Annotated in this window: 7 protein-coding genes; 2 read left to right on the top strand and 5 right to left on the bottom strand. The window is 64.1% G+C overall.

Features of this window, described 5'->3' with window-relative positions; genetic code table 11:
* Positions 1-47 precede the first annotated feature (47 nt).
* The 4 genes from HLH45_RS05460 to HLH45_RS05445 all read right to left on the bottom strand — a co-directional run bounded on the left by HLH45_RS05460 (position 48) and on the right by HLH45_RS05445 (position 9393).
* Positions 48-542 carry a metallophosphoesterase family protein gene (locus tag HLH45_RS05460; protein WP_033478856.1) on the bottom strand — a complete coding sequence of 165 codons (495 nt, stop codon included), beginning with the start codon at positions 540-542 and terminating at the stop codon, positions 48-50.
* A 192-nt stretch (positions 543-734) separates the two neighbouring features.
* Positions 735-2918 carry a 1,4-alpha-glucan branching protein GlgB gene (glgB, locus tag HLH45_RS05455; RefSeq protein ID WP_046932016.1) on the bottom strand — a complete coding sequence of 728 codons (2184 nt, stop codon included), beginning with the start codon at positions 2916-2918 and terminating at the stop codon, positions 735-737.
* An 11-nt stretch (positions 2919-2929) separates the two neighbouring features.
* Positions 2930-6280 (bottom strand): maltose alpha-D-glucosyltransferase, encoded by a 3351-nt coding sequence (gene treS, locus HLH45_RS05450; protein WP_008574468.1) that lies wholly within the window; start codon positions 6278-6280, stop codon positions 2930-2932.
* The gene (locus HLH45_RS05445) at positions 6277-9393 is read right to left on the bottom strand and encodes a maltotransferase domain-containing protein (protein WP_008574465.1); all 3117 of its coding nucleotides are present in this window, start codon (positions 9391-9393) and stop codon (positions 6277-6279) included. The genes treS and HLH45_RS05445 overlap by 4 nt, the downstream gene beginning before the upstream one ends.
* A gap of 865 nt (positions 9394-10258) precedes the next feature.
* Here HLH45_RS05445 and HLH45_RS05440 point away from each other — a divergent pair.
* Positions 10259-10747 carry a MarR family winged helix-turn-helix transcriptional regulator gene (locus tag HLH45_RS05440; protein WP_008574463.1) on the top strand — a complete coding sequence of 163 codons (489 nt, stop codon included), beginning with the start codon at positions 10259-10261 and terminating at the stop codon, positions 10745-10747.
* A 7-nt stretch (positions 10748-10754) separates the two neighbouring features.
* Positions 10755-11612, top strand: a complete 858-nt coding sequence (locus tag HLH45_RS05435; RefSeq protein WP_008574461.1) for an SDR family oxidoreductase — start codon at positions 10755-10757, stop codon at positions 11610-11612.
* A gap of 115 nt (positions 11613-11727) precedes the next feature.
* On the opposite strand, the gene HLH45_RS05430 is transcribed toward HLH45_RS05435, so the two are convergent.
* A complete protein-coding gene (locus tag HLH45_RS05430) occupies positions 11728-12438 on the bottom strand; it encodes a hypothetical protein (RefSeq protein WP_223866298.1) in 711 nt (236 codons plus the stop codon).
* Positions 12439-12525 lie beyond the last annotated feature (87 nt).

The raw sequence follows: 12525 nt of genomic DNA, 5'->3' as shown, positions 1-12525 counted from the left end.
TGGCCCACGAGCATGGCCCCGCCGGTGTGCATGCCAAGTCAGCGGACTCAGCCCAGGGCCAATGGCTGCACGTGCGCGCGCGGCGCGCCAACGCCCAGCCAGAGCATGGCCACGCTGATCGGCAGACTGAATCGACGCGGCCCGGCGCTGCCCGGATTGAGGTACAGCACCCCATCGTGCATGTGCACCGACGGCTTGTGCGAATGGCCGCTGATGACCACATCCGCCTGCACCTGCGGTGCCAGCGTCTTCAGATCGTGCAGCACGTGGATACGCACACCAGCGATGTGCAGATCCAGCGTCTGCGGTAAGCCGTTCGCCCACGGCTTGTCGTCGATATTGCCTGCGATGGCATGCAGCGGTGCCAGTGCCCGCAACGCCTCAAGCACCTGCGGCTTGCCCACATCGCCGGCGTGGATGATCTGCGAGCAGCCCTTAAGCGCGGCAAGCGCTTCGGGCCGAAGCAGGCCATGCGTATCGGAGATCACGCCGATGCGCGTACCGGTGCCCGTCTCGCCATCATCGTGTTTGCGCGTGATCATCGGGATGACCTGCTGCTGGATGACTTGCTGCGCAAGCGTCCGCCTGCACAGACCCATGCCATCACAGTCGAGTGGGAGCGCAGCAATGCAAGCGATGCCAGCACATGGCCCACCCTGTCGATGAAAGCTGGATGCATGACGCAGCTGCCGCCTACCACCAGGCCAGGTGCCCGGTGGTAGGCGCAGGAAGCATCAGCCATACGGCGTCAGCACGATGGCGCCCAGCGGTGGCAACAGCAGCGGCAGCGATTGCGCGTGCCCATGCATGGATTGCTGCTCGGCCGTCACGCTGCCGCCATTGCCCAGGTTGCTGCCGCCGTAGATGCCGGCGTCGCTGTTGAACACCTCGCGCCACTGGCCGCCTTGTGGCACGCCGATGCGATAGCCGTGCTGCACGACCGGAGTGAAGTTGATCACCACCAGCACCGGTGCGTCGCCACGTTTGCCCTTGCGCAGGAACGCCACCACGCTATTGCCGGCATCGTCGCCCACCACCCAGGCGAATCCGGACGGATCGTCGTCGTGCGCATGCAGCGCCGGGTATTGCACATACAGCCGGTTCAAATCGCGCACCAACGTCTGCACACCACGATGGCGAGGGTCGTCGAGCAAATGCCACGGAAGGCCGGCGTCGTGGTTCCACTCGGTCGGTTGACCGAATTCGCAGCCCATGAACAGCAACTTGCGCCCCGGGTGGGTGAACATGAAACCCAGGTAAGCACGCAGATTCGCGAAGCGCTGCCAATCGTCGCCCGGCATGCGGCCCAGCAACGAACCCTTGCCGTGCACCACTTCGTCGTGCGAGATCGGCAGCACGAAGCGCTCCGAATACGCATAGACCATGCTGAAAGTCAGCTCACCGTGGTGGTAGCGGCGATAGATCGGATCCAGCCCGGCGTAATGCAGGGTGTCGTGCATCCAGCCCATGTTCCATTTGTAGTGAAAGCCCAGGCCGCCGTGCGCCACGTCGGCGGTGACACCGGGAAACGCAGTGGATTCCTCGGCAATCATCACCGCGCCCGGCGTGTGCTCGCGCACCACCTCGTTGAGCCGGCGCAGGAACGCGATGGTCTCGTAGTTCTCGCGCCCGCCGTGGATGTTGGGTATCCACTCGCCGGCGTTGCGGCTGTAATCGCGATACAGCATCGAGGCCACCGCATCCACGCGCAGGCCATCGACGTGATAGCGCTGCAGGAATTCCATCGCACTGGCAATCAGGAACCCGGACACCTCGCGGCGGCCGTGGTTGTAGATCAGCGTATTCCAGTCGCGGTGGAAGCCTTCGCGTGGGTCGGCATGCTCGTACAGCGCGGTGCCGTCGAAATGCGCCAGCCCGTGCGCATCGGTGGGAAAGTGCGCCGGCACCCAATCGACGATTACGCCGATGCCTTCGCGGTGGCAGCGGTCGACAAAGCGCGCAAATCCATCGGGTGTTCCGAAGCGCGCGGTCGGCGCGAACAGACCCAATGGCTGGTAGCCCCAGGAGCCGCCGAACGGATGCTCGCTCACCGGCATCAACTCGACATGGGTAAAGCCCATATCGGCCACGTACGGAATCAGGCGATCGGCCAGCCCGTCCCAATCCAGATCCAGCCCTGCTTCGCGCAACCACGAGCCGGCATGGATCTCGTAGATGCTCATCGGCGCGTCATGGGCCTGGCGGCGCGCACGCGTGGCCATCCAGCCGTCGTCGCTCCACTGATGCGGCGTGGGATCGGCCACGATGGACGCAGTGCCCGGCGCAAGCTCCGCGCGGCGTGCCACCGGGTCGGCCTTGGCCGGCAGTTCGTGCCCGTGCGGACCGCGCAGCTGGTACTTGTAATGCGCGCCGGGGCCGACGTCGGGCACGAACAACTCCCACACGCCGGCCTGGTGACGCAGCCGCATCGGATGCCGGCGCGCGTCCCAGCTGTTGAAGTCGCCCACCACCGCCACGCGCGAGGCATTCGGTGCCCAGACGGCAAAGCGCGTGCCGCGCACGCCGTCCACTTCGACCACGTTGGCGCCCAGCGCGTCGGCCAATTGCAAGTGGTGGCCTTCGCTGATCAGGTGCAGGTCGAAGTCACTGAGCTGCGGGCCGAACGCGTACGGGTCGGCGGTCTCCTGCTCGCCACCGGGCCAGCCGATGCGCAGGCGATACCCACCGTGCGCCGGCAACTCGCCGGCGAACAGGCCCGGCTCCGGGCCGGCGTCCAGCGCCACCACCTGCCCATCGTCGAGCACCGCGCTGACCCGGTCGGCGCCGGGTAGATAGGTGCGCAACAAGCGCCCGTTGTCGGACGGGTGTGCGCCCAATACCGCGAACGCGTCGCCATGGCGCGCCTCTGCCAGGGCGCGTACCGCGCCGGGATCCCATCGATTGCTCACTGCTGTCATTACTCCACTCATCATGTGTCTCCTGCACCGGCGCGTGCGCGTTGCAGGATGCGTCGCAAGCCTTCGATCGGCACCATCAACCAGCCAGGGCGATTGGCCGCTTCATAACGCACTTCGTAGCAAGCCTTCTCCACCAGGAACAACAAGGTGGCTGCATTGAACGCCGCCGGCGCAATCCACGGATGGGCGCTGGCGTCGAGCACGGCATGGTAAGCGTCCAGGAAGGCTTGTGTGGAGCGGCGGCGGAATTGCACCAGAAATTCGTCCAGGTGCGTGTCCACGCCAACACCCGCGCGGGCGGCGGTGCCTTCCTCGCCACGTGCCGACACTTCGCTGGCGTAATCGAGCGAGCGCAGGAAGCCAGCCACGTCGCGCAGCGGGCTGGCCTTGGCGCGGCGTTCGGCCAGCGGCTTGGCCGGCTCGCCTTCGAAGTCGATCAGCACCACATCGTCGAAGGCCACCAGGATCTGGCCCAGGTGGAAATCGCCATGAACGCGCGTGAGCAAGGAATCGGCCAGCACGCTCGGCGCCCTGGCGAGCAAGGCATCCAGCTGCGGGCGCTCGGCGAGCACCGCCTCCAGCGCCTCGCGTTCGGCGCTGTCTTCGCTGCCGGCCAGGCGTGCGTTGACGGTGTCCCACATCTCTTCGACCTGGCGTCCCACGCCGGCCACCACATCGTTGGCGGTGGGCAGGTCGATGCGTTGCGGCGCGAAGTCGGCATCGTCGGTGGCGCGCGACAGCGCTTCGTGCAACTCGGCCAGGCGCTTGCCCACCACGGCGGCGAAGGCATCGTAGCCGGCGACCGCTTCGGCGCGCGCCTCGTCGGTCTGCGCGGTGGCGTATTCGTCGAAGCTGCGCGCCAGATGGTCCAGCGTCCAGCGCCAGGCATCGCCCTGGTTGCGGATGAAGCCCTGCAACAACGCGATGGTGGTGACGGTGCCCTGCGCGTCGATGCGGCTGACGCTGCCCAGCAGTGGCGCGGCATTGGCATAGCCCATCTCGGTCAAGCGGCGGCCGATCTCGATCTCCGGGTTCGCGCCTACGGCCACATGCCGCAGCAGCTTGAACACGGCCTTGTCGGCGACCACCAGCGAGCTGTTGCTCTGTTCGGCCGACAACCAACGAATCTCCGGATCTTGCGGGATATCCAGCGTTGCCAGTGCCGGGGTGGCTTCGAAACAGACCTGCCCCTGTTGCGAGGCATCGTCGCCGTCGCAGAAGTCCAGCGCTGCATTGCTGCGCAGCGCATCGATCACACCGCGCACCATGGGCTTGAGCGCAAACGCATCGGTGAGATAGCCCACCTCGCGGCCCTGGCGCACGCGCGCCAGCGCCAGCTGCTCGGCCAATGTGCTCGGCTGCTCGCGCTCCCACACGATGCCCACCGGCAGCATGTAGCGCTCGTGGCGGCCGTCTTCCAGCTCTACCTCCAGTTCCAGCAGCGTCATCGGCTCATCGCCCGGCAACGGCGTGCGGCGCGCGATGCGCACGCTGCGCAGCGCCTGGTCCTTGGCCGAGAACCAGCGTCGCGCCGATAGCCACGCCGGCAGGATTTCGCCTTCCAGGGTGGGCAGATGCGGCAGCAGTGCGGCGCTTTCGTCGGCATCGCTGCGCAGCACCAGCGTGCGGTAATCCGGCAGCGGCACCGGGCTGGGGACATGCCAATCGGGCAATGTGCCTTCGCTGACCAGCTGGAAGGCGTAGAAGCCGAACGGCGGCACCGTCAGCAGATAGGTCAACCGGCCGATCGGCGGGAAGCTGCCGCCACCGATGATGTCCACCGGCACCCGGCCTTCGAACTCGGACAGATCCAGCTCCACCGCCTGCAACGTATGCGAGAGGTTGGCCACGCACAACACGGTTTCATCCTGATAGCAGCGCAGGTACGCCAGCATGCGGCGGTTGCCCGGGTACAGGAAGCGCAAGCTGCCGCGGCCGAAGGCCTGGTAGCGCTTGCGCACGCTGAGCACGCGGCGGGTCCAGGTCAGCAGCGAATGCTGGTCGCGCATCTGCGCTTCCACATTCACCGCCTGGAAGCCATACAGCGGGTCCATCACCGGCGGCAGCACCAGCTGCGCCGGGTCGGCGCGCGAGAAGCCGCCGTTGCGGTCGATCGACCACTGCATCGGCGTGCGCACGCCGTCGCGATCGCCCAGGTGGATGTTGTCGCCCATGCCGATCTCGTCGCCGTAATACAGCACCGGCGTGCCGGGCATGGTCAGCAGCAACGAGGTCATCAATTCGATGCGGCGGCGGTCGCGCTCCAGCAGTGGCGCCAGGCGGCGGCGAATCCCCAGGTTGATGCGGGCGCGGCGGTCGGCGGCATAGGTCTGCCACAGATAATCGCGCTCCGAATCGGTCACCATTTCCAGCGTCAACTCATCGTGGTTGCGCAGGAAGATCGCCCACTGGCAGCTTTCCGGAATCTCCGGGGTCTGGCGCATGATGTCGGTGATGGGGAAGCGGTCTTCGCGCGCGATGGCCATGTACATGCGCGGCATCAGCGGGAAGTGGAACGCCATATGGCATTCGTCGGCATTCTGGCCGAAATACTGCTGGGTATCTTCCGGCCACATGTTGGCTTCTGCCAGCAGCATGCGGTCCGGGTATTCCGCGTCCAGGGTGGCGCGGATCTTGCGCAGGATCGCGTGGGTTTCGGGCAGGTTTTCGTTGGAGGTGCCCGGGCGCTCGATCAGGTACGGCACCGCATCCAGACGCAGGCCATCCACGCCGCGATCCAGCCAGAAACGCATCACCTCCAGCACCGCTTCCAGCACCGCCGGATTGTCGAAGTTCAGATCCGGCTGGTGCGAGTAGAAGCGATGCCAGAAGTATTGCCCGGCCACCGGATCCCAGGTCCAGTTGGATTTCTCGGTATCGCAGAAGATGATCCGCGTGCCTTCGTATTCCTGGTCGGTGTCCGACCATACGTAGAAGTCGCGCTCTGGCGAGCCAGCGGGCGCATGACGTGCGCGCTGGAACCAGGGGTGCTGGTCGGAGGTGTGGTTGATCACCAGCTCGGTGACGATACGGATGCCGCGCGCATGCGCCTGCGCCACCAGCTGCTCGAAATCTTCGATGCTGCCGTAGTCCGGATGCACCGCCATGTATTCGGCGATATCGTAACCATCGTCGCGGCGCGGGCTGGGATAGAACGGCAGCAGCCAGATGGTGTCTACGCCGAGTTCGGCGATGTAGTCCAGCTTGGAAATCAGCCCCGGAAAATCGCCGATGCCGTCGTCGTTGGAGTCGAAGAACGACTTGACATGCACCTGGTAGATGATCGCGTCCTTGTACCAACGCTGGTCGGCAACCACGGCCGACTGCTCTGCGTCGGCTTGTAACGATGCCACTGCATTCATGCGACCTCTCCTGCGCGGATGCGCCATAACGCGAACGGTCGCGTTGCCTCTAGACGGATGTGTTGGTACTTGCCGTGCCACGCGAAACGATGGCCATCCCACAGATCGTCCACGGCGACGCTGGCGTGATCGGGCAGGCCCAGTTCCCACAACGGAATCTCGATATCGGCGTCCTGCCCGGCGTGCGGATCCAGATTGATCGCCACCAGCACCATGCTGCGGCTGCGCGACAGGTAGCCGGCATCCAGGAATTTGCCGTAGTACAGCACCTGGTCGTTATGCGCCTGGTAGAAGCGCGTGCCCAGGTGCGACTGCAGTTCCGGATGCATGCGGCGCAGCTGGTTGAAGCGGGTGATCTCCTCGACGATGTCGCCGGGCGCACGTTCGGGCCAGGCGCGCAGCTGGAATTTTTCCGAGTCCAGATACTCTTCCTTGCCCGGCGCCAGCGGTGTGGCCTCGCAGAGTTCGAAGCCTTGGTACATGCCCCATAAGCCTGAGAGCGTGGTGGCCAGCGCAGCGCGGATCAGATGGCCGTTGCGCCCACTGGTCTGCAGGAACAGCGGATTGATATCCGGCGTATTGACGAAGAAATGCGGGCGGAAGCATTCGCGCGGCACGCCCTCGTTCAACTCTTCCACATAGGCCTGCAGCTCGTGCTTGTGGTTGCGCCAGGTGAAGTAGGTGTAGGACTGCGAGAAACCGCATTTGGCCAGGCGGTACATCATCTTTGGCCGCGTGAAGGCTTCGGAGAGAAACACCACATCCGGGCGCCGGCCACGCACATCGGCAATCAGCCATTCCCAGAACGGGAACGGCTTGGTGTGCGGGTTGTCGACACGGAACAGCGTGACGCCTTCGTTGACCCAGAACAGCACCGCGTCGCGCAGCGTATTCCACAGGTCCGGCACCGCGCCGCTGGCGTAGAAATCGACGTTGACGATGTCCTGGTATTTCTTGGGCGGGTTCTCCGCGTACGGAATCGAGCCATCGGCGCGCCAGGTGAACCAGTCCTTGTGCTCCTTCAACCACGGGTGATCCGGCGCGCACTGGATGGCAAAATCCAGCGCCACTTCCAAGCCCTGCGCACGCGCGGCCTGGATCAGACGGCGAAAGCCTTCCAGTCCACCGAGTTCGGCGTGAACTTCGGTATGCCCACCATCGGTCGCACCGATCGCATATGGGCTGCCGGGTTCGCCTTCCACCGCCGTCACCGAGTTATTGCGGCCCTTGCGGTTGTTCAGGCCGATTGGATGGATCGGCGGCATGTACAGCACGTCGAAGTTCATTGCACGGATGTGCGGCAAGCGCTTGATGACGTCATCGAAGGTGCCATGCCGGCTCGCATCGCCACTTTGCGAACGCGGGAACAGTTCGTACCAACTGGCGAAGTGCGCCGCGCGGCGCTCGGATTCCACCCGGAAGGTGACCGGATATTCCGAGCGGAATGGCTTGTCGTCGGCCAGCGCCATCGCCTGCGCGGTGTCCGGCTCCAGCACGATGGCCAGCTGCTGCAGGGGTTCGCTCTGCGCACCGATGCGGGTGAGCACTGCCTGCAGGCGCTCGGCCAGTGCACCGTCGCTGCGCGCCTGTGCGGCCTGCACTGCCGCAATCGCCTCCTGCACATCAACCGGCAGCACCGTACTGGCAGCACGTTTCTTTTCCAGATCCGCATGCAAGGTGGCGAAGACGTCGCGCCAGGCTTCCACGCGAAATTCGTAGGTGCCGATGCGTTCCAACGGAAACTCGGCCCGCCAGCGGTCATTGCCCAACGCACGCATTGGCGCGCTGGCCCAGGTCTTGGCGTCGGCCGGACGCCACAGCACCGCCACCGCGATGCGGTCATGCCCATCGCAGAACGCGTCGGCCTCCACGCAAATGCGGTCGCCCACCGTGCGCTTGACCGGAAAACGGCCGTTATCCACGGACGGCGTCACCGACTCGATGCACACGCGTGGCCAGGTACCGGCGGTCTGCGCACGCGGGCGCATGCGCGGCACGGCCAGCACATGGCGCGCCGGCACGCTGCGATACACGCGCACTTCGCCCGGCTCCAGCGCCTCCAGCGTGGCCCCGGACAAGGTGCGGCCATCTTCGGCCACCAAGGCCTCGGCATCGCCGAGCAGCCGCAACAGGTCTGAGGCCGGCACCGGCACCACATGCCGGGTGTCGCCGTTGATCAGTAACAAGGAGGGCAAGCCGCCCAGCGGCTCGATCGCCACCGCGGTGAGCCCGGTCGCCTCACGCAGCAGCGGGCGCAACCGCATGCCAGCATTGCTGGTTGGCAGACCGTCGGTGATGCGGATCGACGATGGCAATGCCGCCAGGTGCGCATCGTCCAGCAGCCATGCCCCGCCCAACGCCAGCGCCAGTTGCCAATGCTGCTCGGGCGCCGCGGCGCGCTTGCCATCGGGCGCGTCCAGCACGGCAACGACCTGCGCCGCCAACGCACGCAGTGCGCTGTCTTCGTCGAAGAACCAGCTGCCGCGGCCATCCCACCAGGCAAGCGACGAAAACGCCACATCGAACCCGGCACCGGCCAGCTGCTGCAAGGCCTCCAACCCCAGACCCGGCGTCCACGCCGCAAACACCACCTCCGGCGCCTGCGCGTGCACGCGCGCGATCAACTCGCGCCAGCGCTGTACTGGCACCTGCTGCGGCTGCAGCAGCCGGAAGCCACCCACGCCCTGGCCCACCCACTCCAGCAGGCGCGCACTCCACCATTCCACCAGCGCCGCACCTTCCTGTGCGTAGGCAAAGCGGGCTTCGGCCACTTCCGGCGTCGCACGCGGCTGACGCGGGTCCGGAACCGCGGTGCTGCGCGCGCGGAACCACTGTGGGTTATCGCGCACCACCGCACTGGCACCGCCCACTTCGTCCAGGCGCACATCGATCAACAGCTTTACCCCCGCACGGCGCGCCGCCTGCACCGACTCGTGCAGGCGCTGCATTTGCGTCGGGGCACCGGCCGCCGGCTCGATCAAACGGCCTTCGGCATCGCGCTCGAAGGGCGCGGCCATCACCACGTAATCGCAGCCAGCCTCGCGTGCCGCCACGCAGCGCTGCTCCAGCCCGGTCGGGTCCTTCAGTGCGTCATTGAGAACACAGATGCGCATGGCGCCCCCTCAGCGAACAACGGCGCGCAGGGGCGCCATTACGAGTGAAGCCAGCGCCTGCTTGCCGTTTGGCAGTGATGCGAGCCTTTGCTCACCACACCCCGCACCATCACCTGCACGTACCGAACCTTTCCGTATTGACACACGCCGGCACGCTGCCCGACCGACCCTGCCACCCGTGACTGCACTCATGCGCGACTCCGCAACGATTCTTGACCCATGCAGTCAAGCACCCCCACTGCGAATTTCATGTGTCGGTGGAATTGACGAAAATCAAACAAGCGCGGCTGTGGTGTGTCAGTGGAGCGCCTACCATTACCGTGGCGATCGCGTGCGCTTCTTGGTGACAGGGGCCACGTAAGGAAGCCTGACCCACGCACTGCAGGCCAACATCTCGACCAACTGAGGAGTACATCAGCTGGGTCGCTGCCACCAAGACAAGCGCGTCTCTCAACGCTGTTCGTCTCGCTGGCCAATGGCATCGGATCGAGCAAGTACCTTCAGGATCAGACCTTGCGCATCAGTGGGCCTGACGTCCATGTGACATAACGCTTGAGCGCTACCACGAGAACGGCATGCTCTGCTGCATTCACGCTACGTGTTCGTCCAATGACAATGGACCGCTAAAACCATTCCATTGATTATTTTTCAATTGATTTGCAGGCAACTCTCTCTGCATTCGACACCAAGCATGCTCGGCCGGTCTACGTCGATCGCACAGATGCGCTCGCAAGACGAAGTACCCGAGCGGCCCGCTTTTCATTCGTAGCGAGCCATGTCTCGTAACCAGACCTTACGCTACACAATCACACGCCGCTCACCTTTTAATTGACAACATGTTGTCGACTTGAGAAAGAGCCTTCGTATGCAGACCGACAACGAGCATGTCCGCGCGTTGGCGCTAGCAGTGTTCGCGGCCAATGGCCGCTTGGTCAGCGCTGGCAACGAGCTGGTTGCCCATCTGGGGCTCACCAGTGCGTGGTGGCAGGTGCTAGCCGCGCTGCGTTACGCGCCGACGCCGCTGCCCGCTGCTTCCATTGCACGCAACATGGGACTCACCCGACAGGCAGTGCAGCGCATCGTCGACGTGCTTGCCGAGCAGGGGCTGGTCGAGTTCCAGCCGAATCCACATCACCTACGCGCCAAGCTCGTTGTCCTTACCCGCGCAGGCATCAAGGCCGTCAACGGCGCCGAAAAGGCCGTTGCCCCCGTCGATCAAGCAATCGCGGACAAGATCGGCATCGATCGCATCCGCGATGCCGTCCGCACGCTTGAAGAGATGAGCGCTGTCATCTCGGAGTATCTGGGTGAAGCGCCCAGCGCTTCCAGTTCCATCGTCAAACTGCAGGAGTAACGCAATCATGATTCTGGTATCAGGTGCCACGGGTGGTATCGGCGGCGAACTGTGTAGGCAGTTACAGCAAGCGGGCACGCCATTCCGCGCGATGTGCCGCAAGCAGGAGCAGGTGGACAACCTGCAGCAGAAGGGCATGGATGCCGTACTGGGCGACTTCGACACACCCGAAACGCTGCAAGGCGCAATGCAGGGCTGCCACACGCTGTTTCTCATCACCCCGCCCACCCCCGAGCAGGTCGCTCAGGAGACTGCCGCCATCGATGCAGCCAAGCGCGCCGGCATCGGTCGGATCGCGAAAGTGTCGGCATCCGATTGCAACGTGCGTTCGCCGGTGCCGTGGGCGAAATCGCATGCCCTGATCGATCACCACCTGCGCGCCTCAGGCATCGCGTGGACCATCCTCAAGCCTACCGCGTATATGCAGAATTTCCTGTGGTTCAAGGATCCGATCGCCAAGGGCGTGTTCCCGATGGCGGCAGGCCGGGGCAGCGTGTCGTGGATCGACACCCGCGACATCGCACGCGTGGCGGCCACGGTACTGACCGAAGAAGGGCACGCAGGTGCAACCTATTTCCTCACTGGTCCCGAGACGCTCGACATGCAGGCAGCGACCTCGCGTCTATCGAAAATCATCGGGCGCAAGGTCCGTTATCTCGACCTGCCAACGCCGGTGTTTCGCGTATTGATGCGTGCGACCGGCAACTCGCCGTGGATGGCCAAAGGCCTGACCGTGCAATTCGCAGATGTGGTGGCAGGCCATCACGACATCGATCCCACGTTCGAGGTCAAGCGACTCACCGGGAAGCGCCCGCATACATTCGATGACTTTGTTCGCGATCATCGGCAGGCGTTTGTGGGTTAGTCCGCCTAGTAACGGGGTTGGGTTCACTATTCCGCGAGCCTGACCCCGTTATAGCCGTCACTTCCCAAACTGCGCTCAGGCCAACGAACGACGTTGCTGCTTTTCCCGGTAACAGCTAACCCTTCCCAAAGTAGTTCCACCAAGCCTTCTTGCTCGGCTTTGCGCCATGTTCCAGCAATGACCCACGGCCGGGGCTGACGAAATGGTACTGTCCCGACGACTTCATCAGGCTGTGTAAATGGTTGCGTCCTTCCGCACGCTTCTCGGCGACGTAGGCCAGTTCGTCAGGCTTCAAGATCTGCACAGCTGCCAGGAACACGTCCTCCGCGGGAAATTGGATCTTCTTCGGGAGCTCAGGGTGCTCAACCCCAATCATGACGCCCACCATGCCGTGTTCGTTCTGGAAGTCCTCCAAGCCGCAATCTTGAGCGAAAAGCTCCATCGTGATGACGCCGTGTCTTTCGATAAAGTCGGCGATCTGCCCGCTGCATGCGGCTTGTTGAGAGAGTGCGTAGACCAACTTGAAAAGCCATGACCCTGCAATGTCGCCAGTCAACTTCTCTTTTGTCTCCGCGATGATTTCCAACCTATAGCCGTTGTTCGGCTCTTCAACATCATCGAACGGGTCTGAAAGACCGTTGCTTGCCACCCTAATGCTGTTGCTTGTGCGAATGACGCTGAATGCCTGCCTCAGTGCAGGCCAACTGGGCCCGCCCATAAAGGCCGGGTTTATAGCATGCGCGATGACATCAGGATCGACCTTTCCCAGAGATCCAAACAACTCGTCACGCGCCGCGTTTGTCTTTTCGTAAATTTCCGAGCTCATGGTTTCCATTCCTTTCAAATTTTCTAACTTCTCTGATCTGCTTACCGGCAAAGCAGTCCTGCTAGCACCGACGGCTAACGGGATGTG

This window comes from Xanthomonas euvesicatoria (genome assembly GCF_013112235.1).
Taxonomy (GTDB): Bacteria; Pseudomonadota; Gammaproteobacteria; order Xanthomonadales; family Xanthomonadaceae; genus Xanthomonas; species Xanthomonas euvesicatoria.
The sequence above is the reverse complement of the archived record's forward strand: the minus strand, read 5'-3'. Positions and strand labels throughout refer to the sequence as shown.